Source organism: Caballeronia sp. J97 (assembly GCF_905220305.1).
GTDB lineage: Bacteria > Pseudomonadota > Gammaproteobacteria > Burkholderiales > Burkholderiaceae > Caballeronia.
Genome location: NZ_CAJMZL010000005.1, coordinates 74,821 through 100,056, shown reverse-complemented (window position 1 = coordinate 100,056; position 25,236 = coordinate 74,821). Strand labels below are relative to the sequence as shown.

Genomic DNA, 25,236 nt, shown 5'->3' with positions numbered 1-25,236 from the left:
GGAACGACGTGTACGGAAATGTCGGACTATGCAGGCAAAAGATGGCGAACGATTCAGACCTGGCGCAACGTCGCATCGAGCGCCCGCGCCGCATTGCGATCGCCCTCGCTGGCGAGCGGCGCGCGGAACACGGTGGTGCGATTGTGCCCGGCCGCGGCCGGCGAGTCCCATAACAATTCGACTTTCGGACGTCGCACGAACAGACCGCGCCGCACTTCGCCGCTCGCGCGGATCGAAGGACCGGCGGGCTCGGGGGCCGGAGTGAGCATCGTCGTGGACGGCGCTACATCGGGCGTCGGCGCAGGCCATTTCACCGACAGCTCACGCGCATCGTACTGGCCGAGCTTGCGGCTCTCCGCCCACACCACCGCGGTGCGCGTAACGGGATCGAGCGATATTGCGTAACGGCCGATCGCAAAGCGCCGCGCGGCGATATTCGTGCGCCAGAGCGCGCGCGGCCGGCAGATCCACATGACGACCGCATACAACGCCGGGCCGACGACGAGCCAGCCGTTGGTCTCGGCGAGCGCCTGTGTGAAGCGCCGCCAGCCTGAACTCCAGACAAACGCGCCGACGGAAAACATCGCGAAGCCGAAAGTCAGGAGCGCGATGAAGCGCAACGCCTGGCGAAGCCATTGCGGCAGCGGATGCAGCGGACGCTCCGTGCGCGCCTTCGCGCCCGGCAACACGATCAGAAGAAAGATCAGGACGAGATTCACGCACGCCCACGGCGACGACGTCATCGCGCGCAGCGAGGACAGATAGCCCATTTGCGACATCGAGAACGCCCAGCGCGCGGCGAGCACCAGTCCGATCGCGCGCAAGGCGAACACGGTGCCGGCGCCCGGCGACGGGCTCGCGCTGATTTGCTTGGGTCTCGCCAAAAGAAACGCTCCTGTCCACTTACGATGCATGCCGCTCCGCGCAGCGCGAAGCCCGGTCATTATAGGGAGATTACGGATGTCGTCAGAGGTTTCACAAACATAGCGCGGTCTTGCGCGCGAAAGGCATGGTCAAGTGTGCTATTACGACAACGCCCCGCATGCCTTGAGGCACGCGGGGCGTTGTTTCGCAGCCGATGCCGCGCGAGGCGGCAAGACTTACTTAGCTCGCGTTGACTTCACGCAGAACCGTGCGGCGCTTCTGACGCAGCAATTCTTCGTAGACGTTGACGTAGTTCGCAGCCATGACCTTCGACGAGAAGCGCGCTTCGAACGCTGCGCGGACCTTCTCGCGCGGCAGCGTGTCGAGGCGCTTCACAGCGGCGATCGCCGAGAGCTCGTCTTCGACGACGAAGCCCGACACGCCGTTCTCGATCACTTCAGGCACCGAACCGCGGTTGAACGCGATCACCGGCGTACCGCAAGCCATCGCTTCGATCATCACGAGACCGAAGGGCTCCGGCCAATCGATCGGGAACAGCAGCGCATGGGCGTTGCCCAGGAACTCGGTCTTCTCGGCTTCGCTGATTTCACCGATGTACTCGACGTGCGGCAGCGCGAAGAGCGGCTTGATCTCTTCTTCGTAGTACGCGCGGTCCGCCTTGTCGAGCTTCGCCGCGATCTTGATCTTCATGCCCGCCGCCTGCGCGATGCGGATAGCGCGATCGACGCGCTTTTCCGGCGAGATGCGGCCGAGGAACGCGAGATAACCGGGTTCCACGTTCGGAATCGGCTTCAGCAGGTTTTCCGGCAGACCGTGGTACACCGTCGACAGCCAGTGCGCCTGCGGAAGAGGCTGACGCTGGTTGTCCGAAATCGAGATGACCGGCACGTCGTTGAACGTGTTGAAGATCGGCTGCAGTTCGGGCAGGTCGAGACGGCCGTGCATCGTCGTCAGGAACGGCACCGGCTGGCGCGCGAACAGCGAGAACGGATAGTAGTCGATGTGGAAATGCAGCACGTCGAATTCGTCGGCGCGGCGGCGGACTTCTTCGAGCAGCAGCATGTGCGGCGCCATCGTGTCACGGATGGTCGGGTCGAGGCGCAGCGCCTGCGGCCAGAATGCTTCGAGCTTCGCGGACGTTTGCGAATCACCGCTCGCGAAGAGCGTGACATCGTGTCCGGCATCCACGAGTGCCTCGGTCAGATAAGACACCACGCGTTCCGTGCCGCCGTACAGCTTCGGCGGAACAGCCTCGTGGAGGGGCGCGATTTGAGCGATTCGCATGTCGTGAAACTCCTAATGAAAGATCAGGCAAGTACTACTGTCATGTTGACGTTGGAGAGCGAATCGCTCGGCTCGGGCGAAGCTTTCCACGGCGCGGTCGCCGCGGCGCAAGGGCTGATGCTCGAGTGAAAAAGCGGGGTCGCCGATCACCGTTCGTCGCGCAGGCGTTCGGACAAAGCAATTGCGATTCCATATCTCGATAATCGTCGCGCGCCAGCAATTAACGCACTGCCACGTCAGCGGTTGACCGGAACTTGCAAAAACCTGTCGATGGCCTAAGGACAAACCCGGAGCGAATTATGGAGCTTTTTACAGAGCGCGGCTTGCAGTCATTTCAACTTATTTACCTTGTTACAAGGGGGATACATTTTGCAAACCCCTGTTTATTAAGGTTGTTCTACATTTGAGCACGGGCTTCGACGATGCTCGGGCGGCAGCACGCACTTCGCAGCGCCCGGCCGGCCGCTACTGCCGGTTTATTGCATCGGACCTGAAGTCTGGCGCGACACATGCTTTTCCGTTCGCTGCCGCGAACGACGCCCGCTGTGCCTGTCGAGCGTCTGATCGCAAAAAGTCGTGCAATGTGCTTACAATGCGCGCCCGTGCCGTCAGCCGGGCGCCCGTCGGCTAAAGGTTGCTCGCGACGGTCCGATTTTTGCCGTGGGCGACGTTCGGAAGGCCGCATGCGCCGAGCGTCATTTGCCCGAAGACGCGTTGCCTCTCCGCGATACTGGCTACAATTCAGTTCTGGAGACGGCGCAGCGTCGCCTCGCTTGACGTCAGTCGCGCCGGACCGGGCGACGCATCGCATACCGGTTGCCGCGCACCACGCATGGCATCGCCCGAAGGCGCAGCACACGCTCAACCGCTCTACGACCAAAAAAGACCATTGGACCAACTCACCGTCTCCCAGCGTAACGCGCACAATGCCAAGCTCTCGAGCTACGCGCATCGCCCGCTCGCGTTCCTGCTGCGCTACATCCGCCGGCATCCCGTCGCGCATGCCATCGTGCTGTTCAGCGTGTTCGCGGCGGTCGGCTGCGCCCTCGCCTCGCAATATGCGATCAAACATCTGATCGATGTGCTCGGACAGGGCCGCGGACATCCCGGGCCGCTCTGGGGCGCATTCATGATCCTCGTCGGGCTGATCGCCGCCGACAACCTGCTGTGGCGGGTCGGCGGCTGGGTCGGCGCTCACGTTTTCGTCATCGTGACCGGCGACTTGCGACGCGACCTGTTCTCCTATCTGTCCGGCCACTCGCCGACGTACTTCTCCGAGAAACAGCCCGGCATGCTCGCGAGCCGGATCACGGCGACCTCGAACGCGATCTACACGTCCGAGAACGTGATGGCGTGGAACGTCCTGCCGCCGTGCATCGCCGTGCTGGGCGCGATCGTGATGATCGTGTCCGTCAATCCGCTGATGGCGGCGGGCCTGATGTGCGCGTCGCTGATCCTCGCGCTGATTCTCTATCGGCTGGCGAAGCGCGGCTCGGCGCGGCATCACAGTTTCGCGTCGAAGGCGGCGTCGGTGGACGGTGAGCTCGTCGACGTGATCGGCAACATGGCGCTCGTGCGCGCTTTCGGCATGACCTTCCGCGAGCAGAAGCGCTTCGGCTCGACCGTGAAGGCCGAAATGGTCGCGCGCCAGCAAAGCCTGCTGTACCTCGAAAAGCTGCGCCTGTTCCACGCGGTCGTCACGGCGATTCTTTCCGCCGGCCTGCTCGGCTGGGCGTTGTGGCTCTGGTCGCAAGGCCGCGCGACGTCGGGCGATATCGTGCTCGTCAGTTCGCTCGGTTTCACGATCCTGCACGGCACGCGCGATCTGGCCGTGGCGCTCGTCGACGTGACGCAGCACGTCGCGCGACTCGCCGAAGCAGTGCAGACGCTGCTCGAGCCGCACGGCATGCCGGACCGTTCGGATGCGACGGAGCTCGTGCCGCAAGGCGGCCGCGTCGATTTCGATAGCGTGACGTTCGCGTATCCGCGCCGCCGCCCGATTCTGGACAACTTCCATTTGCATATCGAGCCGGGTCAGCGCGTCGGGCTGATCGGCAAGTCGGGCGCGGGCAAATCGACCGTGCTCGCGCTCCTGCAGCGCTTCTACGAAACGCAAAAGGGCAGCATCAAGATCGACGGCCAGGATATCGGCGCGATCACGCAGGACAGCCTGCGCCATGCCATCGCGCTCGTGCCGCAGGATATTTCGCTGTTCCATCGCACGGTGTTCGAGAACATCGCCTATGGACGTCCGGACGCGAGCCGCGAGGAAGTGCTCGCCGCCGCGCGCGAGGCACGCTGCACGGACTTCATCGAGGCGATGCCGGAAGGTTTCGACACGATCGTAGGCGATCGTGGCGTGAAGCTGTCGGGCGGCCAGCGCCAGCGCATCGCGATCGCGCGCGCGATCCTGAAGAATGCGCCGATTCTCCTGCTCGACGAAGCGACCTCCGCGCTCGACAGCGCATCGGAAGAAGCGATTCAGCAGGCGCTCGATCGCCTGATGGTCGGCCGCACGGTGATCGCGATCGCACACCGCCTGTCGACGCTGCAGAACTTCGACCGCATCATCGTGATGAGCGCGGGCAAGGTCATCGACGACGGTTCGCCGCAGGAATTGCGCGAGCGTCCGGGGCTGTATCGCGAGCTGCTCGCGAAGCAGCACGGCAAGGTGCCGTCGATCGTCGCGACGCCGCACAAGCAGCCAGCCTGACCGGCTCAAACAGAAAAAGCCGCGTTTCCCGCAGGGAACGCGGCTTTTTTATGCCTTCAAATCCCGCATGAAGTTGTCGCGCCAGACCGAGACATTGTTCTCGCGCAACTGGGCCATCATTTCGTGGTAGCGCGCTTTTCGCTCGCTCAAAGGCATCTTGAGCGCGGCCGCGAGCGCGTCGGCCATGCCGTCGATATCGAGCGGATTGACGATGAGCGCCGCGCTCAGTTCGCGCGCCGCGCCCGCGAACTGCGACAGCACCAGCACGCCGGGATCGTCCGGGTCCTGCGCCGACACGTATTCCTTCGCGACGAGATTCATGCCGTCGCGCAACGGCGTGACGAGCCCGACGTGCGCCTCGCGGAACAGCGCCGCCAGCACGGGCCGCTCATACTGGCGATGGATATAGCGGATCGGCGTCCAGTCGAGCTCGGCGTAGCGGCCGTTGATGCGCCCCGATTCCGCTTCGAGTTGCAGGCGGATGTCCCGGTACGCGTCGACATCGGAGCGCGTCGGCGGCGCGATCTGCAGGAACGACACGTTGTTGCGCTGATGCGCATCGTGCTCGATCAGCCGCTCGAACGCGCGAAAACGCTCGACGAGACCCTTCGAATAGTCCAGACGATCGACGCTCATCACGAGCTTTCGATGGTGCAGCGTCGACTTCACGATCTCCACGTCGCGCCCGCTTTCGCCGTCCTTCGCGAGCGCCGCGATCTCGTCGGGATAGACGCCGATCGGATAGGCGGCCGCGCGCAATGTCTGGCCCAACGCGCTCACGGCGACCGGCTTCGCGCCGTCGCGCCGGACCGTGCCGACGGCTTCCGTTTCGATGTAATCGCAGAACGCGCGCAGATCCGGCTCCGTCTGGAAGCCGAGCAAATCGAATGCGCAGAGCGCCTCGACCAGCTCGCGATGACGCGGCACGCTCAACAAAATCTGCGACGCCGGAAACGGAATGTGCAGAAAGAAGCCGATGCGATTCTTCACGCCCAGCGCGCGCAGCGCCTGTGCGAAGGGAATCAGGTGATAGTCGTGCACCCAGATCACGTCGTCGGGCTTGAGCAGCGGCGCGAGCTGCGCCGCGAGCCAGCGATTCACGCGGCAATAGCCGTCGTATTCGTGCCGGTCGAACTCGATCAGGTCCGGCCGATAGTGGAACGCTGGCCAGAGCGTCGCGTTGGAAAAGCCGCGGTAGTACTGGTCGTAATCGCGCCGCACGAGGCCGATGGTCGCGAAGGTCACCGGCCCGTGTTCTTCGAGCTTGATGCCTTCGGGATGAGACGTGAGCACGTCCCCGCTCCAGCCGAACCACATGCCGCCGGTTTCCTTCAGCGCGTCGTACACGCCGACCGCAAGCCCGCCCGCGGCGGGTCCGCCTTCGGAAATCGGCGCGACGCGATTCGAAACGATGATCAGCCGGCTCACGCGTGCTTCCCCGCGGTGCCCGCGATCACCTGCAGCCAGTCGAGCAGCAATTCCACCGATTCGATGCGCGCGCGCGCGACCGTATCGCCCGGGCCGATCTTGATCGACAGGCCATCGAACTCGTTCACGACCGCGAAGCCCTTTTCGTCGGTGAGATCGTCGCCGATGAACACCGGCTTGCGGCCCGTGAACGGCGGCTCGCCCATGTACGCGCGCACCGCGCGGCCCTTGTCGACGTCCTTCGGCTTGATTTCGTAGACCATCTTGCCCGGCTGCAGCACGTAGGCGTCGGCATATTCCGCGACGAGCTTTCCGGTCGCCGCGCGCGCGGCCGGCTCGCGGTCCGGCGCATTGCGGTAGTGCAGCGCGAGCGCCGCGCCCTTGATCTCGAGCAGCATGCCCTGATTCGCGGTGACCACTTTCTCGAGCGCGTGCTCCATGCGCAGCAGCCGCTCGTCGTTGAAGCCGATGCGCTGCACGTCGCCGTTCGAATCGCGGCGTTCCGCGCCGTGCATGCCCGCGACGGGCAGATCGGCCATCTGCAGGAACGAGTCGATATTGTCGATGCCGCGGCCCGACACGACCGCGACCGCGCCGTTGGTCGCGCGTCGCAATGCGGCGAGGATGTCCGGCACCGAACGCGGCACGAAGATGCCGTCAGGCGTCGAGGCGAGTTCGACGAGTGTGCCGTCGAAATCGAAGAAAAAGGCGGTCTCGGCAAGAGACAGGGAATCGGGAAGAATTTGCATCGATCTTTGGCCTGTGGTTTGCCTGTGATGTGGCGCGCGGTCCTGCTTCGGACGACGCAATGCGTGCGCATCTTACCGCGCGAAGGCTTTCGATCCGGAAAGCTCCTGGCTTACAGCCGCCGCCGACAGTCCTTTCAGCGCGCTTGAGTCATGCGGCAAATCGTCTCAAAAATAGTCCGCCAGCGACATGATGCGCTCGCAGCGCCGCGAAAGGCGTGTATTTTGCGACAGAGTTCATATCGAATCATCCTGCAACGCGATTTCCGATGCACGCTTCATTCCTCGATTCTTCCGCACGGCGCGCGAAGTCCGTGCCTGCGCGACGCCTCCTCGCTCTTCTCTCGCTGTGCGCGCTCACCGCCTGCTCGAAGCCCGCCGAGCCGTGGCATTTGACCGACGTATCGGGCCATCTGCCGGATCTGGACTTCTCGCTCGTCGACGATGGCGGCGCGCCCGTCACCGGACATTCGTTCGCGGGCAAGACGACGCTCGTCTACTTCGGCTACACGCATTGCCCCGACGTGTGCCCCGAAACGATGGCGCGCCTCATGCAGGTGCTGCAGCGCGTCGGGCCCGATGCGGACGACGCGCGCATCGTGTTCGTCTCCGTCGATCCGGCGCGCGATACGCCCGCGCTCCTGCGATCCTACGTGCGCGCCTTCGACGACAAACACGCGGTCGGCCTGACAGGCACCGACCGCGCGATCGAGTCGGTCGCGCAGCGCTATCGCATCGCGTATCAGATGGAAAAGCGCGATCCGGATGGCGCGTACGAAGTCACGCATAGCTCGGCCGTCTATATCTTCGATGCCGCCGGCCACGCGCGCCTGCTCGCGACCGACCGCGATTCCGTCGACGCCATCGCGAGCGACCTGAAGCGCGTGATTCACGCCAAGGACGCCTGACGATGAGCACGCTTCTCTACTGGCTCGATCCCTGGGAGCCGTCGACGACGGTCGTGATCGCGATTCTCGTCGCGGGGATTCTGTTCGCGCGCGGCGCGCGGCACGCGCGCGTGTCGATCTCGCGGCGCATCGCGTTCTGGTTCGGCCTCGTCGCGCTTTACGTCGCGTTGCACACCCGGCTCGATTACTTCTTCGAGCACGAATTCTTCATGCATCGCCTGCAGCATCTCGTGCTGCATCATCTGGGGCCGTTCCTGATCGCGCTTTCGTATCCGGGTGCCGCGCTGCGAGCGGGCATTCCGTTCGAATGGCGGCGGCGCTGGCTGCGGCCGGCCGCGCAAACCCGGGTCGCGCGCGCCTTCTTCGATATCGTGTTTCACCCCGTGATCGCGGTCGCGCTGTTCGTCGGGCTGATCTACTTCTGGCTGCTGTCGCCGATCCACTTCAAGGCGATGCTCGATTACCGGCTCTACCGTGTGATGAACTGGAGCATGGTGATCGACGGTCTGCTGTTCTGGTGGCTGATTCTCGATCCGCGCCCCGCGCCGCCCGCCCGGCTCGCGCCCGGCAGACGGGTTCTCGTCGTGATCGCGGCGATTCCGCCGCAGATCATCCTCGGCGCGTACATCTTCTTTACGCCGCACGAGTTGTATCCGATCTATTCGATCTGCGGCCGCGCGTTCACGTGGATCACGCCGATGCGCGATCAGCAGATCGGCGGCCTTTTGCTCTGGATTCCGGGATCGATGATGAGCGTGATCGGCGCATTGATCGCGCTGCGCCACTGGCTGCGGCTGTCGGCGCGCTCGCGGCTGGGAAAGGAACGTGTCGGACGCGGCGCGGGCGCGCCGGTCACTGGCCCGAAGGCCACGATGTCATGATTCGAAACCGGGACGACGCATCCAGACGTGCGGAATGCCGTCTTCGTCATGCACGCCCGACGACGGCACGAACCCGAACGCACCGTAGAAGCGCTGCAAATGCGCTTGCGCGTGCAGGCTGACCGGCTGATCGGGCCATTGCTTCAGGATATGCTCGAGCGCGCGCTCGAGCATCGCGTTGCCGAGCTTCAGGCCACGGAACTTCGCGGTCGTCAGCACGCGCCCGATGCGCACGTCCTTCTCGCTCTCGTTCGGATGGCCTGGCAACAGTACGCGCAGGTAGCCCGCGAGCGCCGGACGCGTGTCGCCTTCGCCATACGCCAACAGATGCCATGCATCGACATCGAGCCCGTCGATGTCGCCATACACGCAGTTCTGCTCGACGACGAACACGGCGCTGCGTGCCGCGAGCATGTCGTAGACCTCGGTGGTCGTCAGGTCATCGAAGCGCTTCCAGCGCCAATCGAGTCGGGAGAGTGAGTCGGTCATGGAAGTCGGTGTGGCGGTGGTAGTGCCATTATGCCGTGGCGCGACGGGACGCGGATTCGGGCGGTTCGGGCGAATATGGCGCTCCGAAAAAGAAAAAAGCCCTGACGGATCAGGGCTTTTCAAGTGGAGGCGCGGACCGGAGTCGAACCGGTCTAAACGGCTTTGCAGGCCGCTGCATAACCGCTTTGCTACCGCGCCAAAAGCGGTTTTGGTGCTCACCGGCCATTACGCCGGCTGATTCACCAAACAAAAAGGGAAGCTTGGCTTCCCCTTTGACTGGAGCGGGAGACGAGTCTCGAACTCGCGACCTCAACCTTGGCAAGGTTGCGCTCTACCAACTGAGCTACTCCCGCAATATCCTGCATTACTACTACTGCCGATTCCGATGCTTCGCTGCGCCTGGCCAATTCAGCGCCGATGACATCAGAACCTTCAAAATCTGGAGCGGGAGACGAGTCTCGAACTCGCGACCTCAACCTTGGCAAGGTTGCGCTCTACCAACTGAGCTACTCCCGCGTTTGATACTGCTTGAACTGCGAACTACTGCGCTCTTTTGCTCTTGCTTCGCTTGCTGCGTCGCGCCGTGCATCAGAGAAACGAGATTATGTAGAAGCTAAAGAGGGCTGTCAACTGTTTTGTGAGAGGAATTTTTCGGTTCGACGCAATTTTGCGCGATGACCGCTTCGGCCGCCTCAAAGCATCCCGCCGCGCTCGCGGATCTGCGGCCACGCGAGCTTCATGTAGTAGAGCATCGACCAGACGGTGAGGAACGCAGCGACGTAGATGAGCCAAAGGCCCCACACGCGGGTGTCGATCAGCCATTGCGTACCGGTGATCTTCAGCGGCCCGTAGAACAGCAGCATCGGGATCGCGACCATCTGGCACACGGTCTTGAACTTGCCGAGCTGATTCACCGCGACGCTCTTCGACGCGCCGATCTGCGCCATCCATTCACGCAGCGCCGAAATCGTGATCTCGCGTCCGACGATGATGAGCGCGATCACCGCGTTCAGCCGCGACAGTTGCACGAGCACGAGCAGCGCGGCCGTGACCATCAGCTTGTCGGCGACGGGATCGAGGAACGCGCCGAACGATGACGTCTGATTGAGCTTGCGCGCGAGGAAACCGTCGAACCAATCGGTGAGCGCGGCGAGTACGAAGATGACCATGCCGAGCAAATTGCGATGCTCCGGGCTCATCATCATGTCCGGCAAATAGAACACGCCCACGACGAGCGGAATCAGCACGATTCGCAGCCACGTCAGGAAGATCGGTAGATTGAACGGCATGGGCGAAAACGGTTGAGGGACATGTAAGGAAGCCGCCATTGTGCCGCGTCGACCCCGCGCTCACAAGGCGGCCCGCCAGCGCGGCGCGCCTTGCGGCCGGCTGTGCGGCTCAATGCAACTGACGATAAATCTGCTGCGCGAGCGCGAGCGAAATGCCCTCGACGCTCGCCAAGTCCTCGACGCTCGCCGCCTGCACGCCTCGCAATCCGCCGAAGCGGGACAGGAGCCGCTGACGGCGTTTGGCGCCGACGCCTTCCAGTTCTTCCAGCCGCGAAGTCTGCCGTGCCTTCGCCCGCTTCGCGCGCATTCCGGTGATCGCGAAGCGGTGCGCCTCGTCGCGGATCTGCGCGACGAGCATCAGCGCCGCGCTTTCCTTGCCGAGCTCGAGCGCGGAACGGCCGTCGGCGAACACCAGCGTTTCGAGCCCGACCTTGCGCCCTTCCCCTTTCGCGACGCCCACCAGCATGCCGTGATCCAGTCCCAGTTCGGAGAATACCTGCCGGGCGATCTCGACCTGTCCCTTGCCGCCGTCGATCAGCACGATGTTCGGCAACGTGCCGCCCGCGGCGACCGGTTCGGCGGCGTCGGGCGTGACGTTGGGATCGGCTGCATCGTCGGGCTGCAGGGTCGTGGCTTCGTCGCTGGCGTTCGCGGCGGCCTGCGCGACCATCTTCTCGTAGCGGCGCGTGAGCACTTGACGCATCGCGGCATAGTCGTCGCCGGGCGTGATGCCGGCGATGTTGTAACGCCGGTATTCGCCCGACTGCATCTTGTGATGGTGATACACGACGCACGATGCCTGCGTCGCCTCGCCCATCGTATGACTGATGTCGAAGCACTCGATGCGCAGTTGCGCGAGATCGTCCATCTCCATCGAGAGCGTGTCCGCGAGCGAGCGCGTGCGCGCCTGTTGCGAGCCCTGTTCCGACAACAGGCGCGCGAGCGCGAGTTTTGCGTTGCTTTCGGCCATCGAGAGCCACGCGCGCTTTTGTCCTTGCGGCTGACGCAGCAGCGTGACCTTGTGCCCCGCCTGCTCGATCAGCAGATCGACGAGCTCGCGGCTCGCCGGCGCATGACTCACGACGAGCACCGGCGGCACACGATTGCCGATGTAATGCTGCGCCATGAAGGCTTCGAGCACCTCGGATTCGAGCGCGCCCTCGCGGGGTTCGGTTTCGGTTTCCGTTTCGACTTCCACGCGCCCGGCGCTCGCGTCAATCGGCGCGTCGGCATCGGCGGGCGCGTCCGGTTGCGACTCGTCGATATCGGCGACATCGGGCAGATCGTCTTCATCGGCGAGCGCCATCGCGCTTTCGACATGCGCCGGGAAATACGCCTTGTCGCCGAGATGACGGCCGCCGCGCACCATCGCGAGATTCACGCAGACCTTGCCGCCCAGTGCGACGACCGCAAGGATATCCACGTCGCTCTCGCCGCCCACTTCGATCGCCTGCTGATGCAGCACGGTCGACAGCGAGCTCATCTGGTTGCGCACCGCCGCCGCCTGCTCGAACTTCAGGTCGGCGGCGAACGCGTGCATCTTCTGCTCGAGCTCCTTCATCACTTCGCCCTGGCGCCCGAGCAGAAAGCGCGATGCGTTCGACACGTCGCGCGCGTAATCCTCTTCGCTGATCAAGCCCGTGCACGGCGCGGTGCAGCGCCCGATCTGATGCAGCAGGCACGGCCGCGTGCGATTACTGAACACCGAGTCCTCGCAGGTGCGCAACTGGAACACACGCTGCAGGATCTGGATGCTCTCGCGCACCGCCCACGCGCTCGGAAACGGGCCGAAGTACTGGTTCTTCTTGTCGACCGCGCCGCGGTAATACGCCATGCGCGGAAACTTGTGGCCGGTGAGCTTGAGGAACGGATACGACTTGTCGTCGCGAAAAAGAATGTTGTAGCGCGGCGCGAGCGCCTTGATCAGATTGTTTTCGAGCAGCAGCGCTTCGGCTTCCGAGCGCGTGACGGTCGTCTCGATCTTGCGGATGCGCGTGACCATCATCGCGATGCGCGGCGAATGCAGCGTCTTCGTGAAGTAGCTCGACACGCGTTTCTTCAGATTGCGCGCCTTGCCGACGTAGAGCACGTTGCCGTCGCCGTCGTAATAGCGGTACACGCCGGGCAGATGCGGCAATTGCGCGAGCGTCTTTTTCGGGTCGAAATCCGGTTGGGGAGCGTCTGTGTCAGTCATGCAGCAAGGGGGGCGGAAAAGCATCGGCACGGCGGCACGCCATGCCAGGAGCGTTATCTGTCGGGTAGCCCGACTTTCTTGCGAAAGCCGAGCCCCCCGAGAACCGTACGTGCGAGTTTCCCCGCATACGGCTCAAATCTACAAACAAAGTTCTGTCTACGACAGAACCGGCTTAGTTACAACTAGTTTTCCAGCGTGCACTTGCCGGTGGCAGTGCGGGTGAAGCAGCGCCCGGTTGGACAAGGCGTCGGTGCCACCATGCATCCGATATTCCAGATGATGGTCGTGCCAACCCGTCTCGTCCGTCAAGGCACAGCCACAATGCGCGCATAGCCCGCTTTGTGACATATATAGCGCGGCCCACTGCTTCCGGTAACGCATCTGTTCCCACATACGCCCCTGCCGCAAGGTCTCGCCATACTGCTCCCACTTCGGATCAAAAGGATTGAACTCGCCCTTGATCCTCGTGTGCCGTTTGATAGCTGTACCGCTAAGCTGGTACAACTCATTCAGCCCCCAACTACCGTCCTCGCGTTCCGTGCGAACGGCAAACACCCAATTCCGGGCACCGACAGAGTGAAAGTACTTCTGCTTCACCCATACAGCGCTCTTCTGCGGATGCCTCCGCTTCGACCACCGCCAGAGCTTCCGAAAAATCAGATGCTCCATCCGGCTGTACGTCTGCTTGGCCGAGACCGGACGGTGATACTGCGCCCATCCGCGCAACATTGGGTTCAGCAGTTGAATTAGATCCTCCTGCTTTACCGTTTTGTTGCCGCTGATCGTTTCCGCCACCTTGCGATAAAACGCTTGCGCGTTTTTCTTGCTCGGCTTGATGAGCAGCTTTCCCGAGTACTTCCGGAAATTCCACCCAAGGAAATCGAAGCCTTCGTCAATGTGGGTGATCCGTGTTTTCGCCTCTGACAGTTGCAGCCCCCGAACAGCAAGGAATGCTTCCACCCAAGGCCTGACCTCGTTTGCCAGAATCTCTTTCGAGTCGCCGGTGATCACGAAGTCATCCGCGTATCGCACCACATTCACCTTCAGCTTCTTTGCCTTCGCGATCCCGAATTTCGCACCGAGGTGCGCAATCAGTTCACGCTCCAGCCCGTTCAGCGTCACGTTCGCCAGCGTCGGGGAGATGATGCCTCCCTGCGGCGTACCGGCCTCAGTCGCCTGTAGCTGCCCCTTGTAAATCAGGCCAGCCTTCAACCACTTCCGGAGAATTTCCCTGTCCATGGGGACATGGTTTTCCAGCCAATCGTGGTTGATGTGGTCAAAGCAGCCTTTGATATCCGCTTCCAGTACCCATCGGGACGAATCCCTCCGGGACGTGCAAGCTCGTACCTGACCCATAGCATCAGCCGTTGAACGATTGATTCGGAACCCATACGAGTTCGGGTCGCTCGTCGACTCTGCTACTGGCTCCAAAGCCAGCAGATACAAGGCTTGCATCGCCCTGTCCCGCATGGTCGGGATGCCCAAAGGGCGCTCCTTTCCATTGGCCTTGGGGATAAAGACTCTCCGTAATGGCAGAGGCTTATATCCACGCCGCTTCAACCTGCCGATGGCCTCCCACCGGCTCTCAGGCAAGTCCCACAGTTCGCGATCGACTCCAGCCGTTCGCGCACCCTGGTTCTGCGTAACACGTCGTACCGCGTACAGCTTTGCGGACAACGTGCGAGTCAGCATCCGTTGCAGGGCTTTCACCCTGCGCCAGTCGCCTTCCCGCGTCGCCTTCGCAATTCGAATCTGCATCCCTCTCACGTTCCGTTCAACCCGCCGCCAATTGACGGCGTTCCAGTTGGCAGGCGCGTGGGAAAGCGCAGATCCGGTCTTTCGACCAGATACTTTCATGCTGCTCTCCTACTTGGAAAAAGTCCCCAGGCAGAAGGCGCATCTCCCCCAGAGGGGCAGACACACCCCTCTGGGGAACACAGACACCTCAATAGGAGCGCGTGCGCCCCTATCTCGGACAAACACCTCAGTACGGGCGCATGCACCCGTACCTGACCAAGTTACAGAGGGTAGTCAGCCGCCTTGCGACGGTAGACCAGACGGAAGTCTGCCCGCTTTCGCGTGGGATGATGTCTCAACCCCTATCCGTGCCATTACAGCCCGGCATTCGCTTTTTCCGTCCTCCCATACCCGCATGATCAACAACGTTCCTTACGGTCCGTCTGCCAGCCGTACAGCGCTGGCGACCATACGGGCTTACCACGTTCCCGGCATGTCACACGACTGACGTAGGTTCTGCCTATCCCCCGGTGGTGCTGTGACGACGTAGCCCAAATTCTAAGTGGGCTATCCGACCACTTACCGTTTTGGTTAGAGCCCGATGTTTCAAGCAGCTTTGGCTCCTCACTGGTAACGAGGTTTATCAGCAGTTCACGTACATTAACCTTATCAGCCAGCCTAGCTCCTCAACCCCCTCGCTGCTGGGAGTCTCCGAACAGTCCCCTCACGGGAACGGTCCGCCCGATACGTCCGGGGGCTACATTGTCCGAGGAGCTTCACACCCCACCGTTGCCAGTGACGCATGTCCTCGTAGGCTACTGCTGGTCGTACAGCAGGTTCACTGCCCTCCCCCAAACTGCAGGTCGGGCCGAACAATGACATCCCGAGCTTTCGCTCGTATCGTGTAGCGGGTTCACCACACTAGGCGGCGAACGCTGCAAACAACACTCCGCTTTGTCAGCGGAAGTGAAGCCGCTGACTGGGCGGAATCTGGTGATAACCAGACTAATGCAACACGTTCCACGGCCAAGCTGCACCGCGGTTCGTTCCATCCAGGAAGTGGCCGAAACCACCCCTACTACAAGGGCGCGGCCCACAAGGGGGCCGCCTGCGGAGGGTAGAGCGACCAAAACCGAAGTCTCAGGCGATATCCCTCTAGTCGATGCCTCTTAACGCGAGGCCCACGGACACGAGCGTGCGTGTCGCACTAGAATCGCCAGTTTAGAACATTACGCCACGCGCCTTCGTCCTCATGACCACGCATTCAGCCGCCCCGGAACTCGCCTGCGACATCTTCTGCGCAGTGGTCGACAATTTCGGCGACATCGGCGTGTGCTGGCGCCTCGCACGGCAATTGCACGCGGAACATGGCTGGCGCGTGCGGCTCTTCGTCGACGATCTGAAGGTGTTCCACGCGCTCTGCCCCGAAGTCGACGCAACGCTCGTGCGTCAGAACGCGATGGGCGTCACCATCGAGCACTGGCGCGAGCCTTTGCACGCGGGCGACATGCTCGCCATCGCCGATGTGGTGATCGAGGCGTTCGCATGCGAGCTGCCGCATGCGTACATCGCCGCGATGGCGCGCCGCGATCCGAGGCCCGTGTGGATCAATCTCGAATATCTGAGCGGCGAGGACTGGGTCGCGGATTTCCACATGCGGCCGTCGCCGCACCCGCGCTATGCGCTCGACAAGAGCTTCTTCTTTCCCGGGCTCGGCAAGGGCACGGGCGGCGTGCTCAAGGAGCGCGATCTCGATGCGCGCCGCGAGCGCTTCGACGCCGACGCGTGGTGGCGTCAGCGCGTCGGCATCGGGCGGCCGGGCGGCGAGCACACGGTCGTGTCGCTCTTCGCCTATGAAAATCCGGCCGTCGACGCGCTCCTCGCGCAATGGCGCGACGGTGATGCGCCCGTCGTGCTGCTCGTGCCCGAAGGCCGGATCTCGGGCGCGCTCGCACGCTTTTTCGGCCTGCCGAAGTTCACGGCCGGAACGGCGGCGCGCGCGGGCGCGCTGCAGGCGCACGCGCTTGGCTTCGTCGAGCAGCCGCGCTTCGACGAACTGCTCTGGGCCGCCGACATCAATTTCGTGCGTGGCGAGGATTCCTTCGTGCGCGCGCAATGGGCGATGAAGCCGTTCGTCTGGCATATCTACCCGCAAGCCGACGACGCCCACGTGCCCAAGCTCGACGCCGCGCTCGCGCATTACACGCGCATGCTCGAGCCGTCAACGTGCGACGCCGTCGCCCGTTTCTGGCACGCCTGGAATGGGGTGGGCGTCCCGAACTGGGCGGATTTTTGGGCGCATCGGCGTGCGCTGGAACGCCGCGCCGCGCAATGGGCGAAGGAACTGGCGCGCATCGGCGATCTGGCCGGTAATCTCGTCGCGCACGTGGCCTCGCGCAGGGCCGGATGAATCTCGCGCCGCCCCGTATCGCGGCGCGCCGATCGACTGGCCAAATGGGCAAAAGCTCAGTTAAAATAAGCGGTTATCCGAGGAAGCAGGCCGCAGTTCCAATTTTGCGCCGCGCAGGTCAGTCCCAGCGGCAGATCCCTCGTTAGCCCGAACTCTCGCACGGCGGCAATAAAACCCGAAGCAGCGCCACCGTCCGATCGATTCATTCCAGGCATTCAAGCCAAATCCATTCGTACAGGACCTAGTTTTATGAAGACCGCACAAGAACTTCGCGTCGGCAACGTCGTCATGATCGGCAACGATGCCATGGTCGTGCAGCGCGCCGAGTACAACAAATCGGGCCGCAACGCCGCGGTCGTGAAGATGAAGTTCAAGAACCTGCTGACCGCCGCCGGCATGGAAACCGTCTACAAGGCAGACGACAAGTTCGACGTCGTCGTGCTCGACCGCAAGGAAGTGACCTATTCGTACTTCGCGGACCCGATGTACGTCTTCATGGACGCCGACTACAACCAGTTCGAAGTCGAAGCCGAAATGATGGGCGACGCGCTCAACTATCTCGAAGACGGCATGGCGTGCGAAGTCGTGTTTTACAACGAGAAGGCCATCTCGGTCGAACTGCCGACCACGCTGGTTCGCGAGATCGTCTACACGGAACCGGCCGTCAAGGGCGACACGTCGTCGGGCAAGGTGCTGAAGACCGCCAAGCTGAACACCGGGTTCGAACTGCAAGTGCCGCTCTTCTGCAACATCGGCGACAAGATCGAAATCGACACGCGCACAAACGAATATCGCAGCCGCGCGTAAGCCTCGCGCGCCTGCATCGTAAGCAGACGGCAGGTGCGAACCACCGCCGTCGGTTTCAAAAAAAGCGCCCCATCGCGGGCGCTTTTTCTTTTGCATGAATTTTTTGACAATTTCAGGCAAACTTTACCGGCCCCACCCCGATAAACCCTGACGACGATCGGCCCTGGAATCCGCGCCCGCTCCGCGCGGACCGTCGTCATCGGAAAAATTAACTGCGTGGCACGATTTCTGCTCGAAACCTCAGACCAAGAATTCAGAGCCGACATGCAAAGCACGCCTTTCATTCAGAGCCGGTTTCTGATCGTCGCGGCGCTCGCGTTGCCCGCCTTCGCTTTCACCGCCGGCTGCAAATCCACCCCGGTGACATCGGCGAATACGAATGCGAGCAGCGAGAGCGCGCCGGATGATGCAACGCTCGCCGCCCGCGTGAAAGCCGCGCTTGCCGCCGATCCGGGACTGAAGCCCTTGCCGGTGAGCGTCGCGACCTATCGCGGCGTCGTACAGCTGTCGGGATACGCGGATTCGGAGGTGCAGATTCAGAAGGCGCTCGCGGTGGCGCGCGGCGTTCCGGGCGTGCAGTCCGTCAGCAATGAACTGCACCTCAGACCGCAATGACGCGCTCCCAGGAAGATGACGAACGAGTAACGCAGGACAAAAACCGCAGCGGAAAGACGCGCCAACGCCGGAACAATGCGCCGTTTTCCGCCCACGACACGCCCGATCCCATGCGGAGACGGCGCACTACAGTCCACTTTGATACGTTGGTCCGCCATGCCACACGCACTGATTGTCGAAGACGATCCCAATAGCCTCTCCGGCCTGTCCGCGATCCTCACGGCAGACGGCTTTTCCGTCGACACGGCGACGACGCTCGCCGAGGCGCGCTCCGCGCTGACCCGCTTCATTCCCGATGTCGTGTTGATCGACTTGAATCTGCCCGACGGCAGCGGTCTCGACTTGCTGCCGAGTCTGCCCTCGCAACCGCCCGACGGCGCCTTGCCCGTCATCGTGATGACCGGCAATGCGACGGTCGAGAGCGCGATCGAAGGCTTGCGGCACGGCATCTGGGACTACCTGCTGAAACCGGTGAACATTCCGCGCCTGCGCAGTCTTCTCGCGCGCATTCCGCGGCCCTACGAGCTGACGGAGGAAGTCCAGTCGCTGCGTTCGACGCTGCGCGAGCTCGGCCACTTCGGCGACATGATCGGGCGCAGCGCCGCGATGCAGCACGTCTACGACCTGATCGAGCACACTGCGCCGACCGAAGCCGCCGTGCTGCTGTGCGGCGATCCGGGCACCGGCAAGAAGATCGCGGCCCGCACGATCCACCAATTGAGCCGCCGCCGCAAAGGCCCGTTCGTCGCGTTCGACTGCTCCGCGAGCCGCCATGCAGACGGCTCGCAGCGCTCGATGGAAAGCATCCTCTTCGGCCATGAGCGCAATGCGTTCGCCGGCGCGGAAAGCCGTGAACCGGGTCTGCTCGAACAGGCGGGCGGCGGGACGCTGTTCCTCGACCAGATCGATTCGCTGCCCGCTGCGCAACAGGAAGCGCTGTTGCGCGCACTCGATTCGCAAACCTTCATGCGCGTCGGCGGCAGCAATCGCATCATGACGGACTTCCGCCTGATCGCCGCTTCTCGCATGCCGATGCGCGAAGCGGTCGCGAGCGGCGCGATGCGCGAGGACTTGTTCCAGCGTCTGTCGGCATCGTCGATCATGTTGCCGCCCTTGCGCGATCGCGACGACGACATCGCATTGATCGCGCAAACGCTCGTCGACGAATTGAACCGCGAGAACCACATCGCCGGGATCACGAGCGGATCGCCCAAGCGCATCAGTCCCGCGTTCATCCGCGAGTGCGTCGCGAGCGAATGGCCTGGCAACGTGCGCGAGATGCGTGAGCGCGTGCGGCGTGCCTATCACGCGTCGGGCGAGACCATCGAAACGCTGCGCGTCGATGAGCCGGGCGGGCTCGGCGGACGCGGTCTCAATGGCAGCAGCGTGCAGGTGACCGTCGGCACCGCGCTCGCCGACGTCGAGGACATGCTGATTCGCGCGACGCTCGAAGCGGTCGGCGGCACGCGTCATCGCGCGGCGACGCTGCTCGGCATCAGCCCGAAGACGCTCTACAACAAGCTTCAGCGGATGAAGCTGGAATCGTCCTGATACGTTGCATCGCTCGAAAAAAAGCCACGGCATCGATCCGTGGCTTTTTTTGTCAGGACGCGCTCAGCCGAGCATTTCCTTGACCAACGCGCGCGCCGCCTGATAGTCGGCGTGTGCCTGCAGCTTGCTCCAGCGCAACGCCTTGCCACGCGGACGCATCTGCTTCAGACGCTGCTCCGACGCCTTCGGCGGCGTGTAGCGCAACTGCTCCAGCACCTTGCCGGCTTCGTCCGGCTGGTTGCAGATCAACACCATGTCGCAGCCCGCCGTCAGCGCGGCCGTCGCGGCTTCGGTGAGCGTGCCGCCCGCGCGCGCGGCTTCCATCGACAGATCGTCGCTGAAGATCGCGCCGTTGAAGCCGAGCTTGCCGCGCAGGATGTCCTGCAGCCAGATGCGCGAAAAGCCCGCCGGCTTGTCGTCGACCTGCGTGTAGATCACGTGCGCCGGAATCACGGATGTCAGCGACATGCCGAGCCAGTCGTACGGACGCACATCGGCCGCGAGGATTTCGTCGAGCGGACGATCGTCGGTCGGCAAAGCGACGTGCGAATCGGCTTCGGCGAAACCGTGACCCGGAAAGTGCTTGCCGCAGTTGGCCATGCCCGCGAGCGCGAGGCCGTGATTCAGGCTCTTCGCGAGCATCGTCACGACGCGCGGATCGCCGTGCAGCGCGCGATCGCCGATCACTTTCGACTGGCCGTAGTTCAGATCGAGCACCGGAGTGAAGCTCATGTCGACGCCGCACGCGCGCAGTTCCGACGCGAGCACGTAACCGAACGCGGTCGCCGTCTTGGTCGCGGCGAGCACGTCCTTGTCCCACAACGCGCCGAGCTTGCCCGGCGCGGGCAGCACGGTGAAGCCGTCGGTGCGAAAGCGCTGCACGCGGCCGCCTTCATGATCGACGGCGATCAGGATGTCGTCGCGCACCGCGCGGATCGCGTCCGTCAGCGCGACGAGCTGCGCGCGGTCCTGAAAATGCCGCGCGAACAGAATGATGCCGCCGGTCATCGGATGCGTGAGACGCTCGATATCCGCATCGTTCAGCGTCGTGCCGGCGACGTCGAACATGACCGGGCCAGGAGTGCGTTTCATCGGATTCAATTGGCTTCTAGTCTTGGTTGGATTGAATTCAGGCGTGGTCGGCCACTTCGGCGATCACGAACGACACCGCGTAGTCGCGTTCGTCGCTGACGGTGACTTTCGCGGTGATGCCGCGTTGCTCGAGCCATTGCGCGAGCTCGCCGGATGCCGCGATCATCGGCTTGCCGCTCGGCTCGTTGAGCGTCTGGAGCGCGCGCCAGGTCATCGGCCAGCGCATGCCGAGGCCGATCGCCTTTGAGAACGCTTCCTTGGCCGAAAAGCGCGTCGCGAGAAACGCGAGGCCGCGCACTTCCGAACGCGCCCGGCGCGCATGATAGATGCGCAATTCGTCCGGCCCGAGCACCTTCTCGGCGAACCGTCCCTTCGTGCGCTCCATCACCGCCGCGACGCGGCTCACCTGCACGACGTCCGTGCCGATTCCGTAGATCGCCATGATGTGTCCGCTCAGCGCGCGTGGGTCGACGCGAGGCGTGACGCGACCATGATCGCCTTCATTTCGCGCACGGCGTTGTCCCAGCCGGCGAAGATCGAATGGGCGACGATCGCGTGCCCGATGTTCAGTTCGACGATGCCGGGCAGCGCGGCGATCGCCTGGACGTTGGTGTAGTGCAGGCCGTGGCCCGCGTTCACCTTGAGCCCGAGCGCGTTGCCGACATCGACGCTCGCGGCGACGCGCTCGAACTCGCGCTGCTGCTCGGCCGCTTCGTGCGCTTCGGCATAGCGGCCCGTGTGCAGTTCGATCACGGGCGCACCCGCCTCTTTCGCGGCGCGAATCTGGGTCTCGTCCGGATCGATAAAGAGCGACACGCGCACGCCCGCATCGGCGAGCTGCTTGCACGCGGCCTTGACTTCCTCGAACCGGCCCGCGACGTCGAGACCGCCTTCGGTCGTCACCTCCTGGCGCTTCTCCGGCACGAGGCAGGCATCGTGCGGCTGAATCTCGCACGCGATGTCGAGCATCTCGCGCGTCACCGCGCATTCGAGATTCATGCGCGTCTTGAGGAGCGGTCGCAGCGTGCGCACATCGGCATCGACGATATGGCGGCGATCCTCGCGCAGATGCAGCGTGATGGCGTCGGCGCCCGCTTCCTCGGCGGCGAGCGCCGCGCGGATCGGATCGGGATAGGCTGTGCCGCGCGCGTTACGCAACGTGGCCACGTGATCGATATTCACGCCCAGATCGATCACGTTCGCAGGCGATGAGAGAAAGAAGCTCATAGTTTTTGCAGGTCGATCAATATCTGACGGGTGGCGAGCGGCGTGCCGCCCAGGTAGTGGTTCAGCAGGAAGCGCATCAGCGTCTTGCCTTGCGCGGCGGTCTGCGCGTTCGTGTAGTCGTCGCGCTCCATGTCGATCAGCGTCTGCCCCGACATCACCGGCCATTGCGCCGGAAGATCGTCGGACGCTTCGCGCACGCCGCGATCGGGATCGAAGACATAGCGGCCATCGGCCACGACCGGCTGGCGCGTGACGGTCCGCAGAAGGTTCATCGCGTAGCCGGTTTCGCGCAGTAGCACGCATTCGAACGAGCGCAGCACCTGCGCGGCGGGCTCATCGTGCGCGAGGCGCGAGAGCGTCAGCACGTAATGATTGAAGAGCGCCGGATGCGCGTCCTCGCGGGCGCAGAACTTCACGAGCAGTTCGTTGACGTAGAAGCCGCAGAGCAATGCGTCGCCCGCCAGCGGCAGCATGCCGCCGACCCATTCGGCGGTCGTCAGCGTGCGGACCTCGCCCTTGCCGGTCCACGAAAGTCCCAGCGGCTGAAACGTCTGCAAGACGCCGCGCAACGCGGAATGCGGACGCTTCGCACCCTTCGCGACGAGCGCGATGCGCCCGTGATCGCGCGAGAACACGTCGATGATCAGACTCGTCTCGCGATACGGATAACTATGGAGCACGAATCCCGGCTGCTCGGCGACGCGGAAGTCTGAGCGCGGCTTTCTCGGCGCGGCCTCGGCGTCCGATGTCGACGTCGACGCCGCACGCCGCCGCTTCGGCACGGCGCGTGCGGCCGGGCGCTCGTCCGCGTCGAAATCGTCGTCGGGACGATGATCGGCGGGCGGAATCATCCGGACGTCGTTCGGGCCGTCATCCATGCATCACTCGTAGCCGTATGCGCGCAGGCCCGCTTCGTTGTCCGCCCAGCCGCTCTTCACCTTGACGAAGGTTTCGAGATACACGGGGCCGTCGAACAGCTTCTCCATGTCGAGCCGCGCTTCAGTGCTGATCTGCTTAAGCTTCGCGCCCTTCTGGCCGATGATCATCGCCTTGTGACCGTCGCGATCGACGAGAATCGTCGCGAACACGCGGCGCAAACGCCCTTCTGTTTCGAATTTGTCGATGAGCACCGTGCTCGTGTACGGCAGCTCGTCGCCGGTCCAGCGGAAGACCTTTTCACGCAGGATTTCAGCGGCGAGGAAACGCTCGCTGCGATCGGTCAGGTCGTCTTCGCCGTAGATCGGCTCGCCTTCCGGCAGATACGGCTTCACGACGGACATGAGCCGCTTGATGTCGTCGGCATTCTTCGCGGATAGCGGCACGATCTCGCGGAAGTCGCGCAAGCTCGACATCTGCTGCATGAAGGGAAAGAGCGAGTCCTTGTCGCCGACGCGATCGAGCTTGTTGGCGATCAACAGCGTCGGCGTGCCGGCCGGGATCAGGTCGAGCACTTTCTGGTCGTCGGGACCGAAGCGGCCTGCTTCGATCACGAAGAGAATCGCATCGACCGACGTGAGCGTCGAGGTCACCGCGCGGTTCAGCGAGCGGTTGAGCGCGCCGCTGTGGCGCGTCTGGAAGCCGGGCGTGTCGACAAAGACGTACTGCGCGTCGTCGAACGTGTTGATGCCGGTGATGCGATGGCGCGTCGTCTGAGCCTTGCGTGAGGTGATGCTCACCTTCTGGCCGACGAGTGCGTTCATCAGCGTCGACTTGCCGACGTTGGGACGGCCGACGATCGCGACCATGCCGCAGCGAAAACCGGAAGAAGTAAGAGCGTTCATAGATGTGTGCGGCAAGAAATCGTTGGGGCGCGTATATGCGATGTGCGCGATCGGCCCGCGTCAGTGGCCGGCGTCGGCGGCGCGTGCGATGCGGCCCGCGGGCGCATCCGTGGCGGCGCTGTTGCGCGTCCCGGTGTCGTCATCGCGGTCCCCGGACGGCGCCGGCTTGTCCGTGTTCGCGCTTCTCTCCGACAACGGCGTCGAATCGCTTTTCACCGTTCGCTCCGGCTTGTGAATGACCGCGCGTTCGGGCTTGTCGGCGGCTGCATAAGCGCCCACCGACGGCTCGACGTGCGTCGCGCGGATGACCGCGAGCGGTGCGGTGGCCGGCCGCTCCTGCGGCCCCTGCTGTACGCCGTGCGGCCCATGATGACGCTCGCGACGGTCGGGCGAACGCAGATCGAGCGCTGCCTGAATGCCTGTGACACCGGGGACCACTTCGGGCTCGACCTGCTTCGCGGCCCGCGCGCCCTTGCGCTTCGGCTTCACGCCGAGCGTCGGCGCGGCGGCCACTACTTCGTCCAGCGCCTTCTTTGCAGCCGCTTGCTCGGCGGCGCGGCGGCTCGCGCCGGAACCCGACACCTTCACATCGAGCTTCGGCACCGTGCATTCGACCTCGAACTGCTGATTGTGCGCGGCGCCGTGCGTCGCGACGACCGTGTAGGTCGGCAGCGCGATCTTGTGACCCTGGAGATACTCCTGCAGGAGCGTCTTGGCATCCTTGCCGATCGTGCGTGGATCGATATGATCGAGCACCGGCGTGTAGAGCCGCTTGATGACCGTGTGCGCGGCGTCGAAACCGCCATCGAGGAAGATCGCGCCGAAGATGGCTTCGAGCGTATCGGCGAGGATCGACGGGCGCCGAAAGCCGCCGCTGCGCAACTCGCCTTCGCCGAGCCGCAAGCCCTCGGACACGTTCAACGCCTGCGCGATTTCGTAAAGCGACTGCTGCTTGACCAGATTCGCGCGCACGCGAGACAGGTCGCCTTCGTCGAGTTTGCCGAATCTTTGGAACAAAAGCGCCGCCACCACGCAATTTAGAACGGAATCGCCGAGAAATTCGAGCCGTTCATTGTGCGTGGCGCTATGACTGCGGTGGGTCATCGCCTGGCGCAGCAATTCCGCATTGCGAAATTCGTACCGCAGCCGGCTTTCCAGCGGAGAGGATGGCATGGAGAGAGTATAACGCGGGCGCGCAA

The 25,236-nt window shown here is 63.5% G+C and carries 21 protein-coding genes and 3 tRNA genes; 7 read left to right on the top strand and 17 right to left on the bottom strand.

Annotated elements, in window-relative coordinates:
* Positions 1 to 53: 53 nt before the first annotated feature.
* Together U4Y90_RS10160 and U4Y90_RS10155 are read right to left on the bottom strand one after the other, a co-directional pair.
* Positions 54 to 884, bottom strand: a complete 831-nt coding sequence (locus tag U4Y90_RS10160; RefSeq protein WP_321794437.1) for a hypothetical protein — start codon at positions 882 to 884, stop codon at positions 54 to 56.
* Positions 885 to 1,104: 220 nt separating this feature from the next.
* Complete coding sequence (locus U4Y90_RS10155; protein ID WP_321794436.1) at positions 1,105 to 2,169, bottom strand: glycosyltransferase family 4 protein; 1,065 nt, start codon at positions 2,167 to 2,169, stop codon at positions 1,105 to 1,107.
* A gap of 832 nt (positions 2,170 to 3,001) precedes the next feature.
* Between U4Y90_RS10155 and U4Y90_RS10150 the strand changes: the two genes are divergently transcribed.
* Positions 3,002 to 4,882, top strand: coding sequence for an ABC transporter ATP-binding protein (locus tag U4Y90_RS10150; protein WP_321794435.1), 1,881 nt, complete (start codon positions 3,002 to 3,004; stop codon positions 4,880 to 4,882).
* A gap of 48 nt (positions 4,883 to 4,930) precedes the next feature.
* On the opposite strand, the gene otsA is transcribed toward U4Y90_RS10150, so the two are convergent.
* Positions 4,931 to 6,310 carry an alpha,alpha-trehalose-phosphate synthase (UDP-forming) gene (gene otsA, locus U4Y90_RS10145; protein WP_321794434.1) on the bottom strand — a complete coding sequence of 460 codons (1,380 nt, stop codon included), beginning with the start codon at positions 6,308 to 6,310 and terminating at the stop codon, positions 4,931 to 4,933.
* Positions 6,307 to 7,059: a trehalose-phosphatase gene (otsB, locus tag U4Y90_RS10140; protein ID WP_321794433.1), complete on the bottom strand. Its 753-nt coding sequence runs from the start codon at positions 7,057 to 7,059 to the stop codon at positions 6,307 to 6,309. The genes otsA and otsB overlap by 4 nt, the downstream gene beginning before the upstream one ends.
* 266 nt (positions 7,060 to 7,325) lie before the next feature.
* Here otsB and U4Y90_RS10135 point away from each other — a divergent pair, with 266 nt between their 5' ends.
* Positions 7,326 to 7,964 (top strand): SCO family protein, encoded by a 639-nt coding sequence (locus tag U4Y90_RS10135; protein WP_321794432.1) that lies wholly within the window; start codon positions 7,326 to 7,328, stop codon positions 7,962 to 7,964.
* Positions 7,965 to 7,966: 2 nt separating this feature from the next.
* The gene (locus tag U4Y90_RS10130) at positions 7,967 to 8,845 is read left to right on the top strand and encodes a cytochrome c oxidase assembly protein (RefSeq protein WP_321794431.1); all 879 of its coding nucleotides are present in this window, start codon (positions 7,967 to 7,969) and stop codon (positions 8,843 to 8,845) included.
* On the opposite strand, the gene U4Y90_RS10125 is transcribed toward U4Y90_RS10130, so the two are convergent.
* The 7 genes from U4Y90_RS10125 to ltrA form a co-directional block, all read right to left on the bottom strand.
* On the bottom strand, positions 8,840 to 9,334 hold the full coding sequence (locus U4Y90_RS10125; protein ID WP_321794430.1) for a GNAT family N-acetyltransferase: 495 nt from the start codon (positions 9,332 to 9,334) through the stop codon (positions 8,840 to 8,842). The two genes, U4Y90_RS10130 and U4Y90_RS10125, sit on opposite strands and share 6 nt — an antisense overlap.
* A 124-nt stretch (positions 9,335 to 9,458) precedes the next feature.
* Positions 9,459 to 9,532 (bottom strand) — tRNA-Cys (locus U4Y90_RS10120).
* 79 nt (positions 9,533 to 9,611) lie between these two features.
* Positions 9,612 to 9,687: transfer RNA gene (locus U4Y90_RS10115), tRNA-Gly, on the bottom strand.
* Positions 9,688 to 9,774: 87 nt separating this feature from the next.
* A tRNA-Gly gene (locus U4Y90_RS10110) sits at positions 9,775 to 9,850 on the bottom strand.
* Between the two features lie 176 nt (positions 9,851 to 10,026).
* Positions 10,027 to 10,623 carry a CDP-diacylglycerol--glycerol-3-phosphate 3-phosphatidyltransferase gene (pgsA, locus tag U4Y90_RS10105; RefSeq protein ID WP_321794429.1) on the bottom strand — a complete coding sequence of 199 codons (597 nt, stop codon included), beginning with the start codon at positions 10,621 to 10,623 and terminating at the stop codon, positions 10,027 to 10,029.
* A gap of 109 nt (positions 10,624 to 10,732) precedes the next feature.
* Positions 10,733 to 12,817, bottom strand: coding sequence for an excinuclease ABC subunit UvrC (gene uvrC, locus U4Y90_RS10100; RefSeq protein ID WP_321794428.1), 2,085 nt, complete (start codon positions 12,815 to 12,817; stop codon positions 10,733 to 10,735).
* A 156-nt stretch (positions 12,818 to 12,973) separates the two neighbouring features.
* Complete coding sequence (ltrA, locus tag U4Y90_RS10095; protein ID WP_321794427.1) at positions 12,974 to 14,674, bottom strand: group II intron reverse transcriptase/maturase; 1,701 nt, start codon at positions 14,672 to 14,674, stop codon at positions 12,974 to 12,976.
* Positions 14,675 to 15,806: 1,132 nt separating this feature from the next.
* On the opposite strand from ltrA, the gene earP reads away from it, so the two are divergent.
* From earP to U4Y90_RS10075, 4 genes are all read left to right on the top strand, one after another.
* On the top strand, positions 15,807 to 16,964 hold the full coding sequence (gene earP, locus U4Y90_RS10090) for an elongation factor P maturation arginine rhamnosyltransferase EarP (protein ID WP_321794426.1): 1,158 nt from the start codon (positions 15,807 to 15,809) through the stop codon (positions 16,962 to 16,964).
* Positions 16,965 to 17,213: 249 nt separating this feature from the next.
* A complete protein-coding gene (gene efp, locus U4Y90_RS10085) occupies positions 17,214 to 17,771 on the top strand; it encodes an elongation factor P (protein WP_008342076.1) in 558 nt (185 codons plus the stop codon).
* Positions 17,772 to 18,035: 264 nt separating this feature from the next.
* Positions 18,036 to 18,386: a BON domain-containing protein gene (locus U4Y90_RS10080; RefSeq protein ID WP_321794425.1), complete on the top strand. Its 351-nt coding sequence runs from the start codon at positions 18,036 to 18,038 to the stop codon at positions 18,384 to 18,386.
* Between the two features lie 156 nt (positions 18,387 to 18,542).
* Complete coding sequence (locus U4Y90_RS10075; protein WP_321794424.1) at positions 18,543 to 19,937, top strand: sigma-54 dependent transcriptional regulator; 1,395 nt, start codon at positions 18,543 to 18,545, stop codon at positions 19,935 to 19,937.
* A gap of 63 nt (positions 19,938 to 20,000) precedes the next feature.
* Here the strand turns inward: U4Y90_RS10075 and nagZ are convergent, their stop codons facing one another.
* The 6 genes from nagZ to rnc are packed head-to-tail and all read right to left on the bottom strand — an operon-like array spanning position 20,001 to position 25,210.
* Positions 20,001 to 21,029 (bottom strand): beta-N-acetylhexosaminidase, encoded by a 1,029-nt coding sequence (gene nagZ, locus U4Y90_RS10070; protein WP_321794423.1) that lies wholly within the window; start codon positions 21,027 to 21,029, stop codon positions 20,001 to 20,003.
* A 37-nt stretch (positions 21,030 to 21,066) separates the two neighbouring features.
* Positions 21,067 to 21,471 (bottom strand): holo-ACP synthase, encoded by a 405-nt coding sequence (gene acpS / locus U4Y90_RS10065; RefSeq protein ID WP_321794422.1) that lies wholly within the window; start codon positions 21,469 to 21,471, stop codon positions 21,067 to 21,069.
* Positions 21,472 to 21,482: 11 nt separating this feature from the next.
* The gene (pdxJ, locus tag U4Y90_RS10060) at positions 21,483 to 22,256 is read right to left on the bottom strand and encodes a pyridoxine 5'-phosphate synthase (protein ID WP_321794421.1); all 774 of its coding nucleotides are present in this window, start codon (positions 22,254 to 22,256) and stop codon (positions 21,483 to 21,485) included.
* Positions 22,253 to 23,134, bottom strand: coding sequence for a DNA repair protein RecO (recO, locus tag U4Y90_RS10055; protein ID WP_321794420.1), 882 nt, complete (start codon positions 23,132 to 23,134; stop codon positions 22,253 to 22,255). The genes pdxJ and recO overlap by 4 nt, the downstream gene beginning before the upstream one ends.
* A gap of 3 nt (positions 23,135 to 23,137) precedes the next feature.
* Entirely contained in the window at positions 23,138 to 24,037 is a 900-nt protein-coding gene (gene era / locus U4Y90_RS10050; protein WP_321794419.1) for a GTPase Era, read from the bottom strand.
* Positions 24,038 to 24,097: 60 nt separating this feature from the next.
* Positions 24,098 to 25,210 carry a ribonuclease III gene (gene rnc, locus U4Y90_RS10045; protein WP_321794418.1) on the bottom strand — a complete coding sequence of 371 codons (1,113 nt, stop codon included), beginning with the start codon at positions 25,208 to 25,210 and terminating at the stop codon, positions 24,098 to 24,100.
* Positions 25,211 to 25,236 lie beyond the last annotated feature (26 nt).

Coding starts and splice junctions, on each gene's coding strand:
- nagZ (WP_321794423.1), bottom strand. CDS start 21,029: ATGAAACGCACTCCTGGCCCGGTCATGTTCGACGTCGCCGGCACGACG.
- U4Y90_RS10125 (WP_321794430.1), bottom strand. CDS start 9,334: ATGACCGACTCACTCTCCCGACTCGATTGGCGCTGGAAGCGCTTCGAT.
- U4Y90_RS10075 (WP_321794424.1), top strand. CDS start 18,543: ATGCCACACGCACTGATTGTCGAAGACGATCCCAATAGCCTCTCCGGC.
- pdxJ (WP_321794421.1), bottom strand. CDS start 22,256: ATGAGCTTCTTTCTCTCATCGCCTGCGAACGTGATCGATCTGGGCGTG.
- acpS (WP_321794422.1), bottom strand. CDS start 21,471: ATGGCGATCTACGGAATCGGCACGGACGTCGTGCAGGTGAGCCGCGTC.
- U4Y90_RS10150 (WP_321794435.1), top strand. CDS start 3,002: ATGGCATCGCCCGAAGGCGCAGCACACGCTCAACCGCTCTACGACCAA.
- efp (WP_008342076.1), top strand. CDS start 17,214: ATGAAGACCGCACAAGAACTTCGCGTCGGCAACGTCGTCATGATCGGC.
- otsB (WP_321794433.1), bottom strand. CDS start 7,059: ATGCAAATTCTTCCCGATTCCCTGTCTCTTGCCGAGACCGCCTTTTTC.
- U4Y90_RS10155 (WP_321794436.1), bottom strand. CDS start 2,169: ATGCGAATCGCTCAAATCGCGCCCCTCCACGAGGCTGTTCCGCCGAAG.
- U4Y90_RS10135 (WP_321794432.1), top strand. CDS start 7,326: ATGCACGCTTCATTCCTCGATTCTTCCGCACGGCGCGCGAAGTCCGTG.
- ltrA (WP_321794427.1), bottom strand. CDS start 14,674: ATGAAAGTATCTGGTCGAAAGACCGGATCTGCGCTTTCCCACGCGCCT.
- rnc (WP_321794418.1), bottom strand. CDS start 25,210: ATGCCATCCTCTCCGCTGGAAAGCCGGCTGCGGTACGAATTTCGCAAT.
- U4Y90_RS10130 (WP_321794431.1), top strand. CDS start 7,967: ATGAGCACGCTTCTCTACTGGCTCGATCCCTGGGAGCCGTCGACGACG.
- earP (WP_321794426.1), top strand. CDS start 15,807: ATGACCACGCATTCAGCCGCCCCGGAACTCGCCTGCGACATCTTCTGC.
- era (WP_321794419.1), bottom strand. CDS start 24,037: ATGAACGCTCTTACTTCTTCCGGTTTTCGCTGCGGCATGGTCGCGATC.
- U4Y90_RS10080 (WP_321794425.1), top strand. CDS start 18,036: ATGCAAAGCACGCCTTTCATTCAGAGCCGGTTTCTGATCGTCGCGGCG.
- recO (WP_321794420.1), bottom strand. CDS start 23,134: ATGGATGACGGCCCGAACGACGTCCGGATGATTCCGCCCGCCGATCAT.
- uvrC (WP_321794428.1), bottom strand. CDS start 12,817: ATGACTGACACAGACGCTCCCCAACCGGATTTCGACCCGAAAAAGACG.
- pgsA (WP_321794429.1), bottom strand. CDS start 10,623: ATGCCGTTCAATCTACCGATCTTCCTGACGTGGCTGCGAATCGTGCTG.